The organism is Achromobacter sp. D7-1, from assembly GCF_059760445.1.
Genome location: NZ_JCBAMT010000042.1, coordinates 9,927 through 35,573, shown reverse-complemented (window position 1 = coordinate 35,573; position 25,647 = coordinate 9,927). Strand labels below are relative to the sequence as shown.

The following is a 25,647-nucleotide window of genomic DNA, read 5'->3' as shown; positions in this document are numbered from 1 at the left end:
CGTCGCGCTCAGATCCGACAGCACCACGTTCGCATACTGCCGCTGCCCTGCGGCCGTGGCGTTCAGGATCGATTGCCCCGCCTGCAACGTCACGCTGCCGGCCGACACCACCTGGCCGACCAGCAGATTGGCGTCCGCTTGGTAGGACGAGCCGCCTGCCGCCGTGCCCTTGGTGTGAGCCAGGACCAGGTTCAGGTCCTGCGCGCCCAGCTGCGACACGCGCGCCACGCCGCCTGCTTCCACGTACAGGGAGTGGCCGGCGCCCAGGTTCAGCTGCAGGTGCTTGCCGCCATCGTATTGATAGATGCCGTTGGCGTCGCGCGTGCTGCCCACGACGTCCTTGTCGGCCACCAGGCTGACCTGGCCGACGCTCTCCAGCGTGCCGGCGTCGGTGCCGATGATGGAGCCGCCCTGTGCGCTGACCGTGATGGTGATGCCTTCCTTGGCATGGATGTCGCCCAGGCGGATGCTGCCCTGCGGCGAGTCCAGGCCCACCGTGGTGTCGCTATACGCGGACACCACGCCGTTGACGGCCTGCACCGCGAGCGAGCGCGTCAGTTTCAGCGTCAGATAGCGCGGGTCACGCATGTCGCCCACCAGCATGCCGGCGCTCAGCGCCTGCGGGCTGGCGCCATCCTGCGCCATGTACGGCACGCTGATCTGGCTCCATACCGGATCCAGGAAACCGCTGCCGATATCCACCACCTGCACGCCGTTGGCGCGCGCGGCATCGATATTGGCCTGCAGCTGGCTGCGCTGGCCGGCCGTTGCGCCCTCCAGCATCTTGCTGTTGTAGATGAAGACGTCGCGGCTGTTCTGGTACAGGTCGAAACGGTCGGCAAACAGGAACTGGACGGCGCTGTTGGCCGTCAGCGTCCTGCCCAGCATCAGCGACGCATCGCTGGAGAACAGCGGCTCGAAGCGCTGCCACAGCGACGTGTCGGAGAAATCGACGCTGGCGCGGTCCAGCGGCATGGTGCCGGCCGGGCCGATGTAGCGGTAAAGCGTGTGATAGACGCCCGCCAGATTGACCGCGTTGGCGCGCGACAGGATGGCCTTGTCGGCCTCCGGCAGCGAGTCGAACACGTTGGCGCGGTCGGCCTCCGACAGCCCGCCCAGGCTGGGCAGTTGCAGGGTGTAGTCGCCGAGTTCGGCGCCGATCGAGCCCTGGCCCGAGGTGCGCAGCACGATGTCCGCGCCCGCCTTCACGTTCAGGAAGCGGTCGGCGGGCGGTGCGCCCTCGCCGCTGCCTTCCAGGTCGAAGACCTGCTCGTTGATGGCCGCCGACACCGGATACAGCAGGTTGTTCTCGATATTGCGCAACGTCGCCGTCGAGAAATAGAAGAAATGGCCCGCATCATAGGTCTGGCCGTACAGGGCGATCTCCTGCGCGGTCTGCGCGGGCGCGTCGGCACGCACCGAATAGACGCGCGTATACGCCTCTACCCCCGCCCCGTTCAGGCTGGACGCGTCGAACGCCAGCGTGATGGCCTGGCCCAGGTTCGGGTACAGCGCCAGCAAGCCGTCGTTCTGCCCGGCGCCGGTCTGGTAGAGCATGGCGTCGGCCAGCGATGCCGCCAACCGGATCGCGCCGTCCGCGCCGACGACGGCGTAATAGGCCGTGTCGGCCCGCACGTCGCCCACGGAATGCCGGAAATAGATCTCGTCGCCCGTGCGCAAGGCACGCAATTGCCCGGTGCCGTCATCGACGATATTCATGTTGGCCAGCTTGAAACTGCCATCCGCCACGGCGATCAGTCCGGAGACTGCCGTTCCAAGGGCGGATTCCAGCCGATCGCGCCAGTAGTTGTGGTACTCGGCCGTCTGCGCCAGTTCCTTGTCGACCACATAGTCGTAGACGACCTGATTGCGCGTCGACTTGACCAGGTCCTTGGTCGCTGCGATGTCCAGCGCGGCCGGCAGGTAGTTGGGATCGAAGCCCTGGTTGCGCAACTGTTCATGCAACGCTTGCAGCTGGGCGCTCAGGCCCTCGGTGGAACCCGCCGCCTGCGTCTGGAACAGATGCGTGGAAACGGTGAACATGCCGCGCACGTCCGCCGCCGCAAAGCCGCGCAGCAGTTCACCCGTGATGCCGGCATCCGTGAACAGCGCCTTGGCCAGCGCCTGCCCTTCGGCCGTCTGGTTCAACGCCTGGATCTGCTGATACAGCACCGCCTGTTCCTTGGAGGCGAACAGCTGGATCGTATTGTTGGCGCCCACCAGCACGTAATAGGCCACATTGGTCTGCAGGCTCGACACCTTGCCGGTCTGCAGGCGCACGTCGTTCAGGTACACCCGGTCGAAATCCTGCAAGCCGCGGTAGCCCGTCACCTGACCGTTGGCGTCAGTGACCGGCACGATATTCATGTCGGTCAGCGTGATCACGTTGTCGGCCTGCACCGAAGCGCCGCTCGCGGCCGCGTCCAACAGCCTGACAGTAACTGCTCCCGGAGCATTGCCCGCCAGGGCCAGGATCTTGCCCACCGTGACGGGGTCGCCGCCGTTGAAGGCGCCGTCCACGCTGTCGGACAAGGTCACCACGCGCCCGTTCACGCTCTGCACGTAGTAGATGACCGTCTGCGTCGAATTCGCAAAGCTCAGTTCGACGCGCTGGCCCTGCACCAGGCGGTCCGTGCCCGGCAGCGTCAGCGTGGCCACGCCGAACTGCGTCAGGGACTGTTGCGCGAAGCCCGAATCGACCAGGCGGATGCCTGCATTGACGGTCTTGCCCTGCAAGGTCGGCGTATAGGCGCCGGTTGCGGCCGGATCGTGGACGTTGGTGTTCTTGTATACGTCCAAGTCCATCAATTGCGATTTCTGCGCGTAGACCTTGCCGCTGAAGGTGATGCGGCCGGTCAGCCAGTCGCTATCGGAACTGGAGGCCGTCAGCGGATTGCCGTTGGCATCGACGATGGTCAGGATGTGCAGCGTGCCGTTGTCGTAGACGCCCAGCTCGTGGCCCTGCAAGACGCCGTTCTGGTTGGTCATGTACAGCTCCAGACCCGCCAGCGAGATCGACTGCCCGCTCTGCAGCAGCGCCTTGATGCTGTTGGCCAGCTGCGTCCGCGCGCTGTCGCTCAAGCCCGCGCCGGTCAGATCCCAGCTGAAGCTGTTGCCCATGTCCACGTACTCGGCGTAGCCCGCGCCGGAGCCCGATTTCTCCGTATAGGTGTGGAATGGCAACAGGTTGCTGCCATACCAACCCCAGTAGGACGTCGGCGTATCGGAAGTCAGCACGCCCTGCTTGAGCGCAGAGGCGCCGAAGCCGCGCTGCACCGTGTAGGCCACGGCCAGCGACGCCGCGCCCGAACTCGTACCCTTGCCCAGGCCGGTCAGGCCGTACACCAGTTCCGCCGGCAGGCGGGTCGAAACCACCGTGCCCAGGCCGTTGCGGATGTAGTAGTTCTTCGTCTCCACCGCCGCACCGGAGAAGGTCACGGACACGTGGTTCTGCGAGTTGTACAGGCTGTTGGCGGGCGAACCGTCCGCCTGGACCAGGCTCAGGGACTCGATGCGGCGCGTATAGCTCACGCCGTCTATCGTGAAGGTGATCTCGCTGCCGATCAACCCGTTCCCGGCATTGTTCATCCACTGGTTGTAGGCCTGCACCGAGGAGACGCTTCCTGGCATGCTCCAGCCCAACTGCGTGCCCGAAAGCAGCAGCTGATTGGAGACCACGGAGCGTTCGACCACGGACCATGCGCTATTCGGCGCGGTGGCAGTCAGGTTCGCGTATAGCGATCCTGCGCCCGTGCCGATCTGGTCGTTCGGGTTCGCCAGGTTGTGCTGCAGGATCGCGTTGACGATGGCCGACGTGATGTCCTGGTCGCCCGCTTGCGGCGTGCCGATGGCGCCCACCGCCGGCACAGCGGGCCGCACCGTGTCGGTGGTTCCGGTGTAGCTGCCGGCCCCGGCCGTATCGGTGCCATTGCTCAGCACGATGTTCAGTTCGCGGTGGCCGTTGGGATCGGCCGTGGTCAGATCGCCCACATACGGCGACTTGAGCCGGATGAGGACGGTATCGAAGCTGTTCGACCCCCACCATGATCCCGTGGGCAGGATCTGGTCGATCGACAGCACCTGCCCGCCCACCAGTATGGTGGTGTAGCTGCGCATTCCCGCCAGCACGCGCTGGGCGTAATCGACGATAGACGGGTCCGCCTTGGCGGCGAATTGCGTCATCTGATCGGCGCTGAGCTGCAAGCGCAGCGTGTCCGATCCCTGCTGCGTGGTCAGGGCGCCCGTGGGCAAAGTGAAGGAGATCGGCAGATTGGAGTTGGACTGCTCGGCCGCTCCCGCCAGCGCATACGACGGTCCGTACAGCACCCCCTGGCTGCCGGCGGTATAGCCCAGCGAAGCCAGCGACACCGGCCCGGCGCCCGGGTTGGACGGATCGTACAGCGTGAAGCTGAACTGATAGACGCCATTCGCGCCGCTACCCGCCACCAGCCCCAGATACCCCAGGATCTCGGTGCGGGCGTTGCCGTTCAGGGTGTTGTTGTACGCCAGACGCACCAGGCGTTGGCCGTCGACGGCCGCCTGCAATACCGCTGCATACTCGTCGGCCGCCATGCTGACCGCCAGGTACTGGCCGCCTTCGGCCTGCGTGCTCAGGTAGGTGCCCGCGCCGCCCAGCGTCACGCTGGCGGTCTGCAGCGAACGCACGCCGGACCAGTAACTGTCGTATTGCGCCAGCTGCGCGCTCAGTTCGGCCAGGATCTTGGCCGTGACCGTGGGGTAGGCCTTTTCTGTCGCGGTGCGCGTGTCGGCCAATTCGCCGTCCAGCAGCGAACCGCCGTTCAGGCTGATGTGCACGCCGCCCAGCTCCGCATAGACGGCCGCTTGCGGGTTGCTCCAGTTCACCGGCTTGACCAACGTGAGATCGGCGTTCAGGACGTTCTGCGCCAGATAGATGCTCTTGTCGGCGCCGGCAGGGCCGCCAGCCAGGCCCGCCTGGGCCGCGAAGCCCTGGCGCGCGTGGATGACCAGCGCCTTGGATGCCGTGCCGATAGCGCCATAACCGGCGTTCAGCTCGATCCGGTTGCCCGAGACCACCGTGTCGTTGCCGGCGGACGCATGGCTGAAGATGCCGTTGAGCGCTTCGATGTAGACCGTGCCCGCGGACGAGGCCACCTTTTTCAGCGAGGCCCAGGAACTGGCGCCGCCGTCCGAGAAGTAGTTCAGCCGGATGTCGTTGCGCGCTTCGGCCCGGGTATAGCCGTTCGAACCCATGATATTCAGGTTGATCGCGCCGCCCAGCGCGATGGCGTCGACGTTGACCACGGCGGATGCGCCGGACGGCATCTGGCCGTTGACGTCGCGTGCCATGATGCCGACTTCGCCCTGCATCGTGATGGAGGTCGGCGTGGAGGCCGAGACGGCCTCGATGTGCACGGTCTTGCCATTGCCGACGATCAGGTTGCCGGCCAGCGTCACGTTGCCGTTGCTACGGATGTAGATGGCGTTGTCGCTGTTGCTGGAGCCCAGGAAGCTCAGCGTGATCTCCTGCGATGCAGGAACATAGAAGGTGAACAGCTCCTGCTGCTTCTTCTCGACCACCTGCGTGAGCGTGGTGGTCTTGGTGCGCAGCCAGCCGCCGCCACTGGTGTGCGGGCCGTCGTTGCGCACGATCACGCCAGTATTGAACTTGCGGTAGGCCACGCTGAACGCGGACGTATCCAGCGCGGTGCCGCCCGACGATTCCAGGCGGTAATGCTTGCCGTCGGGGCCGACGATGTCGCCGTTGGCGTCCTCGACCAGGCTCTGCGTGCCGCTGCCTTCAATCGTGGACGGCAGCAACGCCTCGTTCAATTTGCCGCTGGCCTGTAGCTGCTGCTTTAGCGCGTCCGGCACCGAATTGATGCCGTCGTAGGCCAGGACGGTGGACACCAGCACGGGGCGCGGCGTCTCATAGACCGTCACCGGCCCGGACTTGGTGGTGTCGTTGTCCGTCAGCCAACCCAATGGGTCCCAGTCTCCGAACAGGTTGAAGCGCTTGGTGGTGTAGACCGTGGTAGTGGTCTCACCCGACGTCCAGCCCATGACCCAGACCATCATCTGGCCGGTCTGCGGCTTGTATGACAGGGTCAGCGTGCGGCCATCCTGCAGCGTGCCGGCGGAATTCTTCAATCCGCCCGCATCGCGCTGGCCCGCAGCGTTCTCGTAGACCCAGATCCAGCTGAGCGCGAGAGGATCGGCCGGGTCGGGCGTGACCTGCACGAACTTGTTCCAGACCGTGTGCACGACATTGTTCAGGCCCTGCAGTTCGTACAGGTCCTTCTGGCCGCGCGACGTGTCGATGATTTCGATGCGGCCGCGGCGATAGGTACTGACGTCGATATCGTGCGTCACCAGTGCGTAGGTGGTCTGGTTATCGATATGGACCGAGGCGTAGCCGTTGGCCACGACCAGGTTGCCGTTGCCCACCGACACGATCTGCCCGGTCAGCGAAATGCTGCCCCCCGCCAACCTGATCGGGTCCAGGATGATGGTCTGCGTGGCGTAGTCGAAGCGGCCCGTGATGGCGCCATAGCGGTTCAAGGATCCGTCCGCGCTGAACGATACGCCGTTGATGGCGTAGCCATTGCCATCCTGCAAGGCCTTGTCCTGATCGCCGCGGAACGAGCTGTCGATCTTGATGTAGGCATCGGTGACGCCGCTCTGGATCTTCCCGTCGATATTCAGCGTCAAGGCCGAAATGCTGATGGCGCCCAGGGCGAAAATTCGCGAATCCCGCGCTGCCGGATTGTCATTCAGGTACTTCGAGAACGGATCGAGCTTGGTGTAGCCCCACTTCAGCAGCACGTTCTGCATCGTGTCATCGATGCCGGTGCTGACGCCGCTGTTCTTCAGGGCGTTGATTACGCTCTGCCACTTGTCGTTCAGGAACGTGGGATCGACGCCCGAGTTGTACCAGCCTTCGCTTTGCAGGCTGAAGTTGCCCTTGGCCACGATGTCCAGGCTGAGCGCCTGGATGGTTCCCGACACGTTGATGCTGCCCAGCGCGTTGACCACCGACACCTTGCCCAGCGGGTTGACCACCGCGCCCATCAGGCTCAGGTCGACCGGCGCGTTCGCAATCATCTTCGCCAGGCCACTGTCCGGGTCTGACGGATCGTTCAAGGCCCCGCCGAACGGGTCCGCGGCCCAGCCGTTCTTGATCTGGCTGATGCTGACCTCGGCCGTGTCGGCCCCCGACGCGCCCTTCACGGACACGTCGTTGACGTACAGGTGCCCGGTCTTGAAGACCTTGAGCTGGCCGTCGGACCCCGGGCGGATGATGGTGCCGTCCAGCACGACCGCGTCCCTGACGTTCATCAGCATCGGCGAGTCGTTGACGATATTGATCTGGGTGTTGGCGCGGGCGTCGATGCCCGACCGGTACACGCCGCCGGTATCAGTCGCGTTCACATAGACCGAGCCGCCGGACGCGTACATATCCGGCATGTCGATGAAGAACGTGCTGAACGAATCCAGGTAGCGGATCTGTCCGTTCTGCAGCTTCACGCCCATCTGGATGCTTTGCAGCTGCTGCTGCAAGGCGGCGATGTTGGCCTGATAGCGCGCGACGGCCTGCGGGTTCGAGGCATGCTCGGCCTGCATCCGCGTCAGCGTGCGGATCTGCTCGCTGATGACATTCTGCTGGCTGGCGTAGCGCAGCGTGGGCTGGGCGATGTCCACCGTCTTCAGCACGAAGTACAGCTTGCCGACGTTGCCGGCGGCTGTGCTGCCGAAGTTCGACTTCAGGGCGTCGCCCACCTGGGTGGCAGTCGGATTGCTCAAGTACATCCAATAGCTGCTATTGGCGTAGTCCTCCGCCGCCAGATCCAGATCGCGGCTGTTCGGGCTGTTGTAACGGTAGTAGCTGCCGTTGTGCTCGATGATCATCCCGGCCGTGACGTTGACCTTGATGTCGCTGGCGCTGAACGCCGTCAGCTCATAGCGCACGTCGATATTGACCGTGCCTGGCGCTCCGTCCAGGCTGGTCTTGCCCGCGCCCAGCATTTTCTCCAGGATCGCCTTGACCGCGGGCGAATTCGAGTCGAACCGCAGAGGAGCTCCCGCAGCGGGTAGCGTGGCGCTGGTATAGCCCAGTTGCTCCAGCAGTTCGGCCGGGATCACGAACAGGTTGGCCGCATTGTTCACGCCCGCAATGATGCGTGTGGCCGCGCCCGTGGCCACCCTGCTGGACGTGGTGTCCACCACGCCGTCGGCCAGCTTGACCGTGGGATTCAGGTTCAGGCCGATCACCTGCACCGAACCGTTCACGCGCGCCTGGTCCAGCTTCGAGGGATTGGTCTCCAGCCGCACGTTGCGGTGGGCTTTGAGCAGCGAGCCGTTGGCCGCTACCCCGTCGATCAGTACAGTGTTGATCTGGCGCGCCTTGGCGCCGCTGTCAACCGCCGGCACCTGGGCGATTCCGACCAGCGTGAACGACACGTTATCGTTGGCCAGCAGATAGCCGGTCGACAGCGGATCGGTCGCTTTGCCGTTGCCTGCCAGCGCCAGGATGTTGTCGCCTTCAATCGAGGCATTGTCGATCTGGATGGCGTTGCGCACCGTCAGATCGTTGTTGCTGTCCGATTTGCTGAAGCTGGACACGGAAACCACCAGCAGATCGCTGATGGTGGTTGTCACGCCGCGCGTGTTCGCGGCCATGACCACGTCGCCGAAGGCATTGCGCAGGAATGCGCCGTTTACCTTGACCTGGGCGAGCGTGCCGTCGGTGCTGAGCTTGTTGGTCGACAGCGTCACGGACACGCCGGACACGCCGGTGATCTTGTTGCGCTGGGTGTAGATGATGTCGTTGGTCGCCACCAGGTCCAGCATGCCCGGGGTATCGAAATTGCCCCGCGCCTGCACCACGGTCATGCCCGCCGTATCGATCGTGCTGCCGGCCTGCCGCGCCCCGCTGACGCTGATGGTCGACTCGGGCTTGAGCGTGACCGTGTGCTTGCTGACGTCGGCCCCCGCCACTCTGACCGAATAGCCGCTCAGGGTGGAGGTACCGCGCACGGTATTGTTGCTGCGGAAATCCAGCTTGTTGCCGATCACGTGCGCGCCGCCGCCGATGTCGATGGCGGACTTGCCGCCCACCACGACATCGATCTTGCCTTGTCGTCCGGCCACCAGCGCAATCGTGCCTGCGTCCATCTTGACGTCCACCGACTGCACCTGGTCCGCCGTGATGCTCAGCAGGGTGCCATCGATGCGGGCGTTGTTGCCGATCTGCACGCGCGTATCCAGCGCGGTCGTCAGCGTGGCGCTGTCTATCGATACCGTCACCCCGCCCACTTCCAGCGAACGGGCCTCGGCCAGCAGGCCCGCCTCGCCGTTGCGCTCGGTGGTTCCCTTTGCCGTAACGCCGATGATGGCGCCCTGCAGCGTCGCGTTATCCACCGACGCCTTGAGCGAGCCGCCCAGTCGGGTTTCGGCGCTCATCACTCCCACACCGATCACGCCGCCGGTGATCGCCTTCGAATAGGCGCGGCCGTAGTACGTGCCCTGCGCGTTGATATTGACCATGCCCGGGGTCTCGCCCTGGCCCGGGGCGGTGACCGACAGGCCCTGCAGCACCGCGCCATTGCGCGCTTCGGCCAGGGTTGTCGTGGCGATGTCCACCAGCGCCTTGTTCACATTGACGGCCAGCCCCGTGGTGGCGGCCACGCCGGCGGTCTGGGTCTGGCCGAAGTCCACGCTCACCAACGCGTTCATGTCCACCAGCGGCGCGCTGACGGTCGCGCCGTCCACGGTTGCCGTGGTCGCGTCGCGCGCGATGTTCTCGGCAATGCCTACGCCGATCGCCGCGCCCACCATGCCCACCGCAACGCTGACCTGGGTCAGGTCGATGTCGGCGCGGACCTGGGTATCGGCCTTGATCTCGACCTTGCCCAGCGCCCCCACCTTGCCCGTGCCCGAAATCCGCGCGCTGACATTGTTGCGGGTGGTGTTGGTCACTCGCACCCCCGCGCCCGCGGCCGCGATGCCGCCACCCACCGCCACCGAGGCGGTGACCGCGTCCAGGCCCTTGAATTCGGTCTTCTCGACGGCCACGACGGAGACCGCGTCTTGCGCGCCGACGTTCCTGCCGCTGGCGGTATCGATATACGCGCTGACCTCGTTGGCCGCCACGCTATCCACCAGCGTCACAGCCAGGGCCAGGTTCAAGCCGAAATTTCCCGGCACAGGCAGCGAGGCCGCCACCGCCACGCCATAGGCGCCGGACTTCAGGATGGTGCTGCTGTCCTGGGCGCGCACATTTATGGAGCCGGCCCCGCCGGAGATGCCGGCTATGGCCTGCGACCCCGCGATATAGGCCGACGTCGCCGTGGCAAAACGGTTGCTGACCTGCACCCCGGAACCGGCGGCAGACCCGCCAAAACCCGCCACCGCCACGCTGCCGGCGAAATTGACGCTGGTCAGCGTTTCGCTGGACGTGGCCAGCACGTCCACATTGCCGCGATTGACGGAGATAGTGCTGTTCTCGATGTAGGCCAGCGCGCGGTTCGAGCGGTTCACGCCGTCGCCAGCGTGCACGCCGAAAGTATTCCGGGCGATGGACACGCCGATGCTGGCCCCCAGGCCCGCGCCCGTGACGCTCACCGACACCGCGCCGCTGACCGCCTTGATGCTGGAGCTGTTGTCCGCCTTGACCGACACGCCCGTGCCGGCCGTGATGACGGATCCGCTGATGTAGCCGCCTACGTCGTTAGCGACCGTCTGCGTGCTTTCGGCGCCCGCCCCCGACACCGCCACGCCCGCAAAGCCCGCCGCCACCGAGGCAGCGACCGACACGCCGTCCAGCGTCACGGTTTCCTTGGCCGACACCGCCACGGCGTCCGACACCTTCAGCGTCGACGAGGTCACGGAAGACTGCACGCTCATGGCGGCGACGTTGCGCGCCACCGAAGCGCCCACCGACAGCGATCCTCCCTGCATTGCGAACGCCAGCGACGCGCCGATGGCCTTGGCCTCCAGGGTCGCGGTGTCCTCGGCGACAATGGTCGCGCGCGCCATCTGCGCCCCCGCGCCGGCGCTAAGCACCGAATTCGACAGCGCCGCCTCGACCGCGCCCAGCGCCTTGTTGCTGGCCAGCGCCACGCCGACCGACAACGCCAGGCCTTGGGACGTGCCCGCCAGGCTTGCGCCTGCGGCGGTGGCCTTGAGAGTGGATTGATTGGACGCCTTGATGTACAAGCTGTCCGCGGCGCGCACGTCGGGATCGATCTGCGTCAAACCGTTGACCTCGGCGCGCGTGACGGCGCGCGAGGTGTTATAGGCCGACGATCCGGCCGCGGCGAGCGCAGCCCCCTGATACGCGATCCCCACGGCGCCGGCCACCACCACCGCTTCCAGCGTCTGCACGGTATCGGCAGTGACGTTGATGGCGCCCAGATTGGACACCTGGGTGTTGGCGAGGCTGGCGCGCGCGCCTGCCGCCTGCGTGATCTCATTCTCGGCCAGCGAAGCGCCGATGGCCAACGAGCCGCCCGCGGCCGTGAAGGCCACGCTGGCGACCACCACCGTGGCCTTGATCGTGCCGCTCATGCCGGCGTCTATCGTCAGCGCGTTGGCGCCATTGCCGCTGACGCGCGAATTGCTCATGATCGCCACGGCGGACGACCCGATCACGTTGTGCGCGTCGGCGCCCCCGCCCGCCAGCGAAATCCCGCCCAGGCTGACGCCGGCGGCGATCGACACCGCCACCGCAACCGTGTGGATGCTGGCCTGGCTATCCGCCTTGACCGTGATCACCGGCGCGCCGGTGAAGTTCACGCCATCCACCTTGGCCAGCGTGTCGTTGGCGACCTCGTTCTGGGCCAGCGACACGGCCACCGACAGCGACGCCGTCGCGCCCAGCGACACCGCCACCGAAATTGCCACGGCGGCAATCGTGCTGTCTATGCGTGACTGGTCCGTCGCCATGACGGACACACTGGCTGCGTTCCAGGCGTGGGCCTGATTCTGGTCGGTGATGCGGGCCGTGATGGCGGTCTTGATCTTGTTGACCGCCCGCGCCCCCGCGCCAGCTCCCGATACCGCGAGGCTGGCGCCATCGACGATAGGCGGCGCGTAGGCCACCGATACCGCCACCGCGCCCGCCACCACCACGGCGTCTATGCTCTGTTGCCAGTCGACGCTGCCATCGCCCTTGAATTTCACATTGCTGGCATCCACCGTGACGGCGCCCGCGGTCACCGTACTGCGGTCGATCGACGCCGTGATCTCGTTGACCGGCCGGCCGGCCCCCAACGCGACCACCTGGCCGGCGCTGTTGACGTCGTAGCCGATGACGTTTTCCGCCATGGCCACGCCCACGGACGCCGAAGCGGCGGCGTAGTGGCTGACCGACACCGACGCGGACATGCCCAGCACCACCGCGTTGATCCGGGACAGGCCCAGGGCCCGCACGTCCAGCCCGCCCTTCGTCCCGCCCGCGCCCTCCGTGCTGATGAATGCATCCGAGATACCAGCCTGCACGCTGGCCGAGATGACGTTGCGCGCCAACGCGCCACCGCCGCCGATGGCGGCATTGGCGCTGTCGCCCACCGACACCGCCACGGACGCGCCCAACACCACCGACAGAATGTCGGCCTGCTGGCTCGCGCTGACGGACAGTCCGGCTCCTGCCGTCTGGATATTGCCGCCCCGGATGTCGGCATGCACCGTATTGAAAACCTTGTTGACCGCAACGCTGGTGCCGACCGCGATCGCCACGCCTGCACTGCCGGCCTGCACGCTGACCGCGCCGCCAACGGCAATGGCCGTGATCGTGGCCCGGTCCGACGCCGACACCGTTACGCCCTGACCCGTGCCGTTCGTCCGGATCACGGAGTTTTCGACCAGCGCGCGCACTGTCGTGCTGATTTCACTGATCGCCACCGACACGCCCACCGACGCGCCCGCGCCCATGCCGCCCGCGGAAACCGCCACCGCCAAGGCACCTGCGACGGCCACGATGCTGCCCGTGTTTTCGGCGTTGACGCGTACGTCCCCGGCAATATATCCATTGTTCAGCGGGACCACATTTTTCAGCGTGGCCTCCACCGATCCGCCGATGGTATTGCCGCTGCCCGCGCCGGCGCCCGCCCCGGCGAATCCCTGCCCCACGGCGACTGCCGCCGCTACGCCTATCGATACCGAAACGATGCGCGATTCGTTGATCGCGTCCACCGCGATGCCATGCGCCGAACCGATGGCCGTATTCAGGTTGCCGTTGCCGGCGCTGCTGCCGTCGATATACGCCCGCGTCTGGTTGTTGACGGTATTGTGGGTCGCCGACACTCCGGCCGCGATGCCCGCGCCGCTGCCCGGCGACACCGCCACGCCCAGGCCGCCGGCCACGGCCAGCACATAGCCGTCGTCGCGCGCCTGCACGGCCACGCCCGGCGCGCCGCCTGCCGACAGCGCCTCGACCAGGCGTGCGTTGCGTATGCCCGCGTCGTTCTTGCTGTTCAGGCGGTTGACCGACACCGCGCCGCCCACCGACACCGCCGCCGTACCCACGGCCACGCTGCCCGCCACGGTCACGTTGTGGATCTGCCCCTTGAAGAGCGAGGCCACCTCCACGTGCGCGCCGCGCACGGCGCCCTGCGTATCGCGGATCTGCGCCGAAATCGAGTGCTCGCGCGCGTTGCCCGCGGGCGCGCCGCCCAGATAGTTGTAGGACAGGCTGGCGCCCACCGCGACGCTCGCGCCCTGCGATCCCAGCCCCAGGGCCACCGCGCCCGCCAGGCTGTTGATCGTGGATTCGTCGCTGGCCCGGACCACGATATCGCCGCCAGCCGCAACATCCTGTCCGACCGCAGTCTCGCCGATCTCGGCCTTGATGCTGTTGGCGATCCAGTTCAGCACAGCCGATCCGCCAAAGCCCACATTGGCGCCGGACCCACCGGCCGCGACCGCGCCGCTGACCGCCATCGCCGAAATCTGCGCATTCAACCCGGGCGACAAGTCATCGGGCTTGGCAAAGGCGGCCTGCACCACGATATCGCCAGTCGCCGACAAGGAAGAACGCAGCGCGCCCGCGTACACCGTATCGAAGACCTGGTTGACCGCGAAAGCCATGCCGGCGGCCACGCGGCCGCCCACGGATACCGCCACATTGCCGGCCAACGCCGCGATGCTGGCGACGTCGCGCGCGACGATGCGGATATCGCCCGAGGTCGCCGTCACCGACGAGTCGCGGATCTGCGCGTGCACCGTGTTCTGGATCGTGTTGACGGCCAGCGATCCGCTTACCGCCACGCCCGCGCCGCCGGCCAGGCCGATCGACACGTTGTAGATGCTGGCGCGCTCTTCGGCGCGCACCTGCACGGCCTGGGCCTCGACGGTCGCCTGCGCGATCGCCGCGCGCACGCCATTGCGCATGTCCGCCACGCTCACGGACGCGCCGATGGCTGCCGATGCTCCCTGGGTGATGGAGATGCCCAGCGCGCCCGTGGCCGTCACGATGCGGCTGGCGTCCTGCGCCGACACCGACACCACGCCAGCCTCGGCCCGCAGCTTCTGTCCGGCCGCCGCACCCGTGTTGTCGATGATGGCACTGACCTCGGAGCGCGAAATGTTCACGCCCACGGCGCCCGCGCCGCCCAGCGACTTGCCGCCCGCGCCGGCCACCGTGATGCTCAACATGCTGTTGCTCAGCGCATGGCCCTGCGTCAGCGAACCGATGTCCAGCGAGATCAGGCCGCCGGACGTGATGCGATCCACCGCCTTCTGCAGGCTGATGCCGCCCGTGCCCGTGGCCGCGCCCAGCTTCATGGCGATGCCGTCGCGGGCATTCTCCAGCGAGCTCGCCAGCTGATAGCGGAAGCCGCCGCCTTGCGAGGCATTGATCACGTAGTAGCGCTGGCCGTCCACCAGGCCAGCGATGTTGGCGCCCTGGCTGCGGTAGATGACCACGTCGCCCGTGGCCAAGCCCGCGTCGCTGGCGAACGAGAAGCTGTTTTCGCCTATGGCCTGACTCTGGGCCGAGGAAGCCGACAGCGTTGCGTCGGTCGGCGTGCCTTGGGTGATGCTGGTGTTCTGGGTGCCGTCGCTGCCCGTGCTGGTCGAGGTCTGCGAGGTCTGGCGCACCAGCGCAACCTGCGTGAACGCGATCATCGCGTCCGGATTGACCGAAATCGGCTTGTTCTGCGCGTCCAGCAGCTTGACGCCATTGGCATCGGTCAGGAAATACTCGTAGCGCTTGGTGGCGGCGTTGAACTCCGGCACATAGGCCAGTTTGCCCAACGTCACCGCGGCGCCGTTCACGTCCTTGAAGCGCAGCGTGGTGCTGTTGACGACTTCAACCACATAGACGTGGTCGTCGGACAGGCCCGTCAGCACGCCGTTTGCCGCCAGGTTGACGACGACCTTGTCCCCCGTGGCCAGGCCATGGGCCTTGGGCAAGGTCAGGCTGCCGTCCGCGTTCAGGGCCGCCCCCGCCGGATTGTTGACGCTGAAGCGCTGCAGCGCGCCGCCCACCGCCGCGCCGCTGAAATCGACCAGGTTGCCTTGACCGTCGCGCAGCTGGAACGAACGCTGGTCGGCGCTCAGGTTGACGACGTAATAGGTCACGCCGACTTTCAAGACATCCTTGCCCTGGGCCAGGATGCGGTTGGCCAGCACGTCCTCGATCTGGCCGTTGGCGCCGACCGAACCGCTGTAAACGATGGCCGCCCCTTCCTGCACGCCCGGGAACGGCAGCGCCAGGGTCAGCGTATTGGCGCCGGTATTCACCGTCGCGCCGGCATCCACGCCGTGGAAGGGTTGCAGGTTGACGCTGGTCGCTTCCTGCATGCGTACATGCGCGAAGCCGATCGCGGCCAGGTTGGTCACGCTGCCGAATTGCAGCGCTTTGCCGCGCAGGGCGTCTTCCTGAGTATCCGCCAGCTGGATGATGGCCTGACCGTCAGGAGCCTCGCGCCGGATCACGTAGTACACGCGGTCATTGCGCAAGGCCGTGCCGTCTGCCAGCGTGATGTTGCCGGCGCCCGAACTCAGGTAGACGCCGTCGCCGGTCTGCCAGCCCGAGAATTCGCCGCCCGTGCCGCCAGTTTGCGCCGGCATGCCGGCGTTGCCGCTATCGTCCTTGGCGCCGTTGATGACGGCCGCCGCATCGCCCGTGAAGGTCAGCGTGCTGCCGCCCTGGTCCACGCGGATGTCGCCGTCGCCCACCGGCAATTGGCCGCCGCCGTTGAGCTGGGCATTGCCGCCCGCGGCCATGGGGTCCACCAGGCCGGCGAATACGTTGACGTTGCCCTGCACCGCATGCACGTCGCTGCGCAGAATGGAAGCCGCGACCTTGGGATTGGCGGCGGCGCCGCCGTTGTCGGCCACGCCCACGGTGGTGACGGCTGCGCCCGAATCGGCCAGTGTCGTATTGTTGAAGGCCAGCAGATCACGGTCGAAAGCCGTATTGCCGCCCATGATGTTGACGGCCACGGCCAGTCCCACCGCCGCGCCCTGGGTCGCGATCGCGCCCGCCACCGTGATGGCGTACAGGGCCGACGCGTCCGAGGCATTGACGCGCACGGCGTCGCCCGTGAAGCCTGCCTGGCTACCTGCCTTGACGGTGCTGTCGCTGATGCGGGCCTCGGTGGCCGCGCGCATCATGTTGACGTTGACCGCTCCGGCCAGCGCGAACTTCTTGGACAGCGCGCCCGCCGCCCCCACCGATACCAGCAGCGGCGACGAATGCGCCGACACGTCTACCTTGCCGGTGACGTCCACATCCGCGTATTCGATCAGCGCGCTGGTGCGCGAGCTGAACTCGTTGACGCTGACCGACGCGCCCACGGCCACCGAGCCGCCGGCCGTGACCGCAACCCCGCCGGTCACCGCGACCAGCGTATTGTTCTCGGTCGCCTCGACCGTCAGCGACGAGGCGTCGATGCGGCTGCGCGCCGTGACTGCGCCGTTGCTGTCGCGGCTCGGCAGCACATAGGCCGCCACGGCGGACCCGACGCGGTTGACCTGCACCGAGCCCGCGCCCGCGAACTTCGCCTCGCCCATGCCCACGCCGACGCCGACCGCTCCGCCCCCCAGCGAGGACGTATCCTTGGCGGTGAGCTTCACCGCGCCATGGCCGCCGGTATCCACGGTCGAACCCTGGATGCCGGCCATGACGGCGTTGCCAATTTCGTTGTAGCTGACGGCGATGCCCACGCCCGCCTTCTTGCCTACGCCCGCAGCGCCGGTAACGGCGACCAGCGTGGTCTTGTCCTGAGCCCGCACGGTGACGTCATGGCTGCCGCTGGCGGCGCCGTCATAGACGACCTTGCTGTTGAGCAGATAGCTTTCGACGCGGTTGGACATGACATTGACGGACACCGATCCGCCCACGCCCGCGCCATCTCGCGCCGCGCCCAGCGCGCCCGCGAAGCCCACCGCAACCTGGGTGGATTCCGCCGACACATCGACACGGCCCGTGTACAACAGCTCGGTCACCTGGCGGATGCCCGCCTCGACCTTGCTGGTGCTGACGTTGACCGCGACCGCCGCCCCCACGCCGGCCTTGCCGTCCGAGCTGGCGACCGCGCCCGCCACCGTGGCCAGCACGCTCAGGTCGCGGGCCTCCAGCGTCACGTCGCGCGCGCTGACCTTGGCTGCGTTGCCCAGCAGCGCGATGTTGGCGTAATCCGCCACGCCGACGGCGGCCGAACCGGCCACCGCCACGCCCTTCTGCCCCTTGGCGCCGGCCATGCCGGCGGCGATGGTCACGGCCACGCCGGTACGCCGCGCGGCCAGCGCCAGATCCGCCGCCACCACCAGTTCGCCCACGGCCAGCACCTGGGCGCGCGCTTCGCCGCCCAGCATGTTCATGCTATAGGCGCCCGCGACCCCCACGTTGGACTTTGCGCTATCCGACTGCGCGAGCGCAGCCGAACCCGAAAGGGCCAGCGTATGGGTGCCGTTTTGCGCCTCGACCTTGGCGTCCCCGCCTATCGTGATCTTCATGCCGGCGGCGTTGACGTAGGCCTGCGCGAAGTCGCTGACCATGTTGACCGCCACCGCGCCCGAAATGGCTACGCCAGCCTTGGATTGCTGGCTGCCGGAGCCGCCTCCCGGCGCCGCGCCCGCATCCTGCGTCAGCTGAGTCACCTGACCGCTCAGCCCCTCCAGCTTGGAGCCCAGGTCGGTGGTTGACGCAGGCGCGGAACTGTCCGTGCCCGGCGCCGCATCGCCCTGACCGGTGGGCAGCTTGAGGTTGTCCAGGCTGGTACCCGTACCCCCTGCCCCGCCCGTGCCGCCCGCCCCCGCCCCCGTGCCGCCGCCCGCGCCCGCGCCCGCCACCGGGCTGGACACGCGCGAACCCGCCACGGCCAGATTGCCGACAAAGCCCTTGTTCTCCGCCCGGATCGTCAGCGCGGCCGCCGAGAACGATCCCACCGGCAAGGCCGTAGGCGCGCCATCCGCCGCGCGCAGCGTGTCGCCGATCAGGGCCTGCGTCCAGCGGTTGACGTCATTGATGGACACGCTCATGCCCACGCCCACCGCCTGCGATCCGGCGGCGGCGCCCGCCACCGTGCCAACCCAGGTCGCATCCGTCGCCTGGATGTCCGCCGCGCCTGCCGCCACGATGCGGGCGCCTCGGCCGACCTGGGCCAGGGTGGTCGCGCTGGTGGAGTTGACCAGCACCACGCCGTTGAGCGCCAGGGTCTTGGCCTGGCCGCCCGATGCCCCCAGCGTTACCGAAATCAGTTCATTGTCCGCATCGACCGTCAGCTTGCCCGCATTGATCTCGGCAGTGTCGCTGACCACGGCACGGGTTTCGTGCCTGGCCGCGTTCACGTACACCGACACGCCGATGGCCGAGCCTTCCTTCGAGCTGCTGCCGTACTCGAAGCCTTGGTACTTCGGCGTCAGGAATCCCTTGACCCGGTCCTTGCCATAGCTGAAGCGGCCCTCGGACGCACCGCGGGGAGCGGCCTGCTGGAGCGACTTCGCCCCGCCCAGGGATATCGACGGCAGGATGATGTTGCCCACCAGGTTCAGGCGCTGCGAGGAGTTTTCCGCTTGCACCGTCACATCGCCGGCCGTGCCGCCGGACAGCGTCGTATTGATCTTGCCCGCGGCCTGGGCCTGGGTCTTGGTGTCCTGCACCAGCACCGTGAACGCGCCGGACAGGGCCAGCTTCTTGCTCTTGGCCGTGGCGCTGGCCCAGCTGCTGAAGCTGGACGAGATGCCCCCGGTGCTGGTCAGCGTGGCCTGCAGATTGTTGAGGAAGGACGCGGCCGCCTTGCCCGCCACCTCCGCCTTTGCCTTGGTGCCGTCCGCGTCGTTCCACTTGGTGTTGATGCCGTCGAACGGCGCGTACAGATTGACCAGCCACAGCTTTTTCGGGTCGATCTGGTTCAGGCTGCTGGCGGTGACCGCCACGTCGCCGCCCTGGGAGGTAATCGTGGCGAACTGGCTGACGGTCGCCTGGGTCTTGACATTGTCGATGCCGATGACCACGGCAGCCGCGGCGCCGAAGTCGGAACCGTCCGGACCGGCCGCGCGCTCGGGCTGGTTGGTCGTCAGGTTGTTCTTCTTTTTCAGGAAGGCCTGCTTGTCGGCGATGGGCTGGTCATCCACCCCGCTCATGACCGTGAGCTTGGTGTTGTATTGCGTCTGCGCATTGACGATGACGTCGCCGCCCGCCGTGCTGACCGTGGCCGCCGCCACGCCGTTGCCGATGCGGGCCGTGGTCGTGATGTTGTTCATCGACATGCCCAGCGCCGCGCCGACCTGGAACTCGGTGGAGGGGTTGTCGATTTCTTTCTGGATGTCGGAGTCGTACTTGGCGCGGTCCTCGAAATCCTTCTCTTGCTTGATTTCCTTGATCTTGTCGCCGAACTTGCCGCCCCGGCTATCCGACACCAGCGCGCTGAAGAAACTCTTGGTGTACTGTGCCCCGGTGCCCAGGCCGCCCAGGGCGCCGCTCACGATGGGGCTGACGGTCTTGGCGATGGCCGCGTTCTTGGCCTCGGTCTGCGCCGCCGTGAGGAAATCGCTGCCGGTGGCCGCGCGGCCGCCCAGTATGGTCTTGACGGCGATGGCGCTGCCGGCGTCCTGCGCCTTGGCCTCGACGGTCACCTTGCCCGCATTGCGCGCCACCACCGTGCCGTCCATAAAGGCCTCAGTGGTCAGCTGGTTGTACGCAAAGCCCACTGCCACGCCGACCTTGGCGTAGCCGGCCTTGTACTTGCCCGCTTCCTTGGAAGGATCGATCTTGCCGTCGGCCCCCGTCACCGGCTTGGTGTCGTCGCTTTCGGCCATCGCACCCGCGGCCGATATCGAAATCGTGCTCTTGTGGCTGGTCAGGGCCTGGATCGTCACGTCTCCGCCCACGCCGCTCAGCGCGTGGGTGATCGGATCGGTGGCATGCAGCAAGCCGGTTTCCAGTCTGGCGCCCGCGCCGATGTGCACGGTGGATTCGCTGATGATGACCGCCACGCCCACGCCGATCACCGCCGGCACGGCGCCGACCTGGCCCGGCAGCAGCGCGATCTCCATTTCGTTGGTGAGATCGGACTTGATCGTGATCGACTTGGATGCGATCACCGTGCCCTGCACATCGATGGTCGACTTGTTCTGCAGCACGCCCACCGCTATGCCGGCGATCTTCGCGACCAAGGGGCTCAGCTTGACCGTGGCCGACGTCGTGGACGTGATGCTCACGTCGCCGTTGGACACCAGCCGCGCCTGCGTGCCGACCTTGATCGACGAGTTGTATTCAATGCCGGCCCAGGCCGCCATGGCGCTGGCGCCGTCCAGGAACTTCATCAGGGCGTCGAAGGCCGAGTTGACGCCGCCCGCCAGCCCGCCCAGCACGCCGCCCTGGTTTGCGCCGTTCTTGATCAGCGGATCCAGATCGTAGTCTTTGCTATCGATCTTGCTGGTCAAGCTGACCCCGGATCCGCCGGTGTCCTTGGCCCACAGCGTCGCGTTGTTGACCGTGATGGCGGCGTCCAGCTTGTAGATCTGGGCCATCGCGCTACGCCATGGGCGGTAGCGTTGCGCCGCCAGCTCGATCGCGCCGGCCGCCAGCACGATATTTGCGCCGTTGCTGGCGCCGACGGTGATTTTCTCGCCTTCCAGACGCAGGGCATAGCCCGCATCCAGCGTAATGTTCTGCAGCACCGAGTACGACTGGCCGCGGATGATGACGTTGCGGCCGCTGACCGTCAACGCCTGATCGAGCGTGCCGCTGCCGATGTCCAGCACGTAATCCAACTTGTCCGTATTCGCGCCCAGCGTCACCCCGGCGATCGTGCCGGTCGTGGAGATCAGATTCGACAAGGCGGCGCTGCCGCCCAGCGCCATGACCTGCAGGCTGTTGCCTGTGCCGCTGTTGGACGCCAGCGTCACGGTCACGGTGCCTGCGGCGGTATCCGCCGGCTGCGTCACCACGAAGGAAACGTTGCTGGTATTGCCTTTGAGGGTGTCGTAGCCGCCGCGAGTGGCCAGCGTGACGGCCGGGGTCCAGATGCTGGCGTCCAGCGTGGTCGCGCCGCTGGTGTTGGTGGCGATGACCGTGGCGTCCGAGAATGGCGCGCCCGCGAATGTCACCAGGCTCTTATTGGAGCCGCCATCGACATAGTGCACATTGGCGTTCGACAGCACCGCGCCGACGCCGGTATTGACCACCAGGCTGTTGCGCGCGCCGGATTGCGTGGCGATGCTGTTGCCGGCGCCGGTATTCTGGCCGGGCTGGCCATAGTTCACGACGAACGTATTTTCCCCGCCGCCTGAGCGGATGGTCGAGTTGGAGCCAGCCAGTACGAACTGCGTCTGATGGCCGATGGCGAGCGCCGCGCCCGTCAGAACGCCCGTGCCGTTGGAGCTGCTTTGCACCTGTCCGGCCGCGATCAGGCCCAGCTTGTAGGCCGCGTCCGACAGGCTGACCGTCGAATTCGACACCGTGCCGTCGGCGTTCAGCGCCGTCTGCATGCCGGGCGCCAGCGAGAACACGCCGGAGTAGCCTGCCGCAATCGCGTCCTGGCTGTAGCTGATCTGCAGACGCCCCTGCACGTCCAGACTGGCCGTCAGCGCGTAGAGATAATCCCAAGGCGTGCTGCTGTCGCTGGCCGGAATCAGCTTGCCGGCATTGGGGCCGCCGACCGCGATACGCAGCGGCTCGCCCGCCGCGTTGACCATGATGCCGGCACCGATGGCGTCCAGCAGGTCCTGGATGGTGCGTACGCCTTCCAGGCCAACATCGACCCGCGCGTTAGCGTGGTTGGGAAACACGAACGCCAGCGCCGGCCCTTCCGCCGGCGTATAGCCCGAGCTCAGATCCGACAGATAGGTCCGCGTGGTCACACCCGTGTGGGCCGTGGTGTCCACGATGTTGGCGCTGCTGCCTTCCACCACGAAGCGGAAGTCGTTGACGTTGGTGAACGTGCTGTTGACCTGCGACGCGCCCGCCCCGATCTTCACCTGGCTATTGTCCAGGGACACGCTCCTGCCGCCGGTGAACAGCTCTATCGTGTTCGACCCCGCGGACCCGATCACCTGGGTGGCGTAGGCATTGCTGATAATGAAATAGTTGGACAAGCCGGCTATGCCGTCCAGCACCGCCGCCCCGGCAAAGCGCGAGGTATCGATCCAGTTGCCGTATTCGCCGCCGATGACGCGCACGCTGGAGATGCCGGCATAGGTGGAAGCGGTGGTTTGGGACTCGTTGGCCGCGCGCTGGATCCAGCCGGTGGCGCCCGTCTGCTGGAACGACACATAGCCCACGCCGCCGCTGGCCGCCATCTGCGACTGGTAGCCCGCGCCGTCCGTGCCCGTCAGGCCGTCGGCCGCCACCACCAGTTCGGTGGCCGCATTGGTGCCCGTGCCGCCGTACAGGTTGTAGCGGCCGCCCAGCAGCATGATCTGGTGCCGGGTGTTGTCGCCCGAACCCGCGCGGATCACGCCGCCCGCCATCAGGCCGCTGACCAGCACCGTATTGCCGCTGAAGGCCGACGCATCGATCAGCGTCGAGCCCAGGCCGCCGTTCAGGCGCGCCTGGCTGAAGGCGCCGTTCAGCGTATTGCTCAAGGTGGGAACCGGCACCCCGGTACCCAGGGGCGTGCCATCGGAGGCGTAGCTTGCCGACAGCTGATTGTTGGTAAGCGTGAAATTCCACTGGCCGTTCTCGTCCAGCGTGTTGCTTTGCGCGCCCGCCTGCGCCCACAGCTGGTTGGCGCCTTGATAGCCGGTAAAAGTATTGTGGCCCAGGCCGCCCAGCAGGACGTTGACGCCCGCGCTGCCGATCAGCGTCAGGTCGCCACGGTAGTTCGTGCCGTCCAGCGTGACGCTGGTGGCGGCGTGATTCGTGCTGCCCGCCGCTGCCGCGGCGTCGATGGTGCGATAGTCCTGCAAGGTCACGGCGTTCACGCCGCGCAGGGTCACCGTGCTTGCGGTGCCCGCGCCCGGCGGCATGTTCGTCAACGTGGCCGAGGTCTTGTCGCCACTGAGCGCGGCGTCGCTTTCCACGCCCGCGATGTATTCGGTTGCGCCGCCTGCGGCCAGGTTGCCGATCACCAGATCGTTCCCGCCGCCGCCGCTGATGCGGTTCTGTCCGCGGCTGTAGGCCACGGTGATGATGTTGTCGCCCAGGCTGCCGACGATGTCGTTGCCATAGTCGCCACCCGCGCCGATGACGTTGCTGATGTTCAGCACGCCCGCCAGGCCGCTGGCGTCGTAGAGGCCGGTATTGCCGTCCTGGAAGTTCAGGTTGACGGTGACGTTGTCTTCATAGCCCGAGTAATCCAGCGTCGTCCTGCCCGCCACGCCGAAGAACATCTGTACATCGAGGTTGTTGACCAGCGCAGTCGCCAGGCCGTTGACGCTGCCGTCGGCCGCCACGCCCGCGCCCATGAAGACGCTGATGCCTCCGCCGGTCTGCACGCGGGCCGTGACATCAGTACCGAATTGGGTGAGGTCCAGTGTGTTGCCGCTCTGGCCGGCCTGCTGGGTCAGGGTGAAACCGAGGGTGCCGCCCGCGGCGATGTAGGTATTGCCGCCGCCGCTGCCCTTGACGATGTCTTGCGAGTTATTGATCGTGACCGTGGTGTCGCCCACCACCGTGATTCTGTTGCCGCCCTGCGTGGAACCCTTGACTCCGCTGATCGCGCGCACATAGCCGAATCCGGTCGGCGGCGGCGGCGGAACTTCTTCGCCATTGGAGTCCGCCGTGGGGCCGGACAGATCGACCGTCACGCCGGTCGCATAGCCGCTGTAGTCCAATATGGTCTTGCCGCTCTGCGCCGTGCCGATCAGGTTGAAGGTCTTGTCGCCGATCTTCAGACTTTGCGTACCGTCGGCCGACTTGAACACCACGTTGACGACGCGCTGGGTCCAGTTGTTGCCGGCATCCACCGTCGAATACGTGATCTGGTAGGCGTCGTTGCTGCTGATGATGGCCGTGACATTGCCCCGGATGCCCGAGAAATCCAGCGTGTTATTGCTATTGTCGTCGTCTTCGTTGCGTATCCAGACGCCGTTCTCCAGCTTCATTCCCTGGCGCACTTCGATCGTCGTCAGCGCCGCGGTGGAATTGTTGTCGAACACGAATGTGTTATTGCTGCCGTAGCCGATCAAATGTTCATTGACCGCCACGCCCTGCAAGGTGGAACCGCCGCTCTGCAGACCGGCGGCGCTGGCCATCACGCCGTTCCAGCTGGCGACCGTCACCGTGTTGGCGTCGATCACGCCGCGGCGGTAATCCAGCGCCCAATCGCCGCCCAGCGCGGCGCTGCCCACGGTATGCGTGGCCGCCGCCACGTCGGCGCGCGTGATGGCCGCCAGGCTGTCCACGAAAGCGATGCCCGCGCGGCCCGAAGCGACATTGCAGCCATAGAGCAGGATGTCGCCATCATCCGACAGGGCGTCGCCCCAGGCGCGCAACTGATCCTTATAGGCGTCCAGCTGGCCGGCGCCCAGCGCGGCAGTGCCCAGCGTCAACGATCCAACGCTGCCGTGGCTCATGATCTGCACCGCGGCCAGGTCCCGATGCTGGCCCAGGACCTGCGTGATCTGGTCCACGCCGTCGTAGCGGCCGTCCAGCACGATGATCTCCGTGTCGTGGCTGCGCAGCACCTGCAATTGCGGGCCGTCGCCGGTGGGCCTTGCCAGCCCGTCCAGGCCTTCGGTCTTGCCGCTGATCAAGCCATACAGGCCTTGTACGATCTGCTCGGCGTTGTCCACCGCCGGATCGACGAAGATGATCTGGCGCACCGGCGTCTGTTCGGAGTTCGTGGTGTAGCCGGGGATGTTGGCGGCCATCGCGGACGGCCGGGCCTGTCCCGCTTCCTGGCCTGGCAGCCAGGCCTTGGCATCGCCCTGGCGCGTGGCGTTGGCCTTGGCGTATTGCTCCAGCGTCAGCATCTCGCTGTGCTGGGTAGCGGCCTTGAAGGCAGCCCGCTCCACCAGGTAGGGATGCGAGCCGGGCGCGCTGGGCGTCTTGCCCTGGGCGCCGGCGGCCGGACCGCCGGCCCCGGGATGGGCAGGCGCCACCACCGGAGCCTGGTCGCTGGCGGGCGGCGGCGGCGGCACCAGCAATTCGGCCGACATGAGATAGCGGCGCTCCAGCGCCTCGAAGAGCGGCCGCCTGCGAAACAGGGATTGCTGCACCTCGCGGGAGGAACGGCCGGTCCAGAGTTTGCGCGCCAGTTTCTTCATGCTCAT

General features: G+C 66.8%; 1 protein-coding gene (cut by a window edge). It reads right to left on the bottom strand.

All coding sequences use genetic code 11. The features are described 5' to 3' along the window. Positions 1-25,647, bottom strand: the 5' portion of a protein-coding gene (locus tag AC6LKD_RS18445) for a DUF4347 domain-containing protein (protein WP_498117047.1). The gene continues 6,546 nt to the left of window position 1, outside the view; 25,647 of the gene's 32,193 nt are visible here — the first part of the coding sequence; its start codon is at positions 25,645-25,647; its stop codon lies beyond the left edge, outside the window.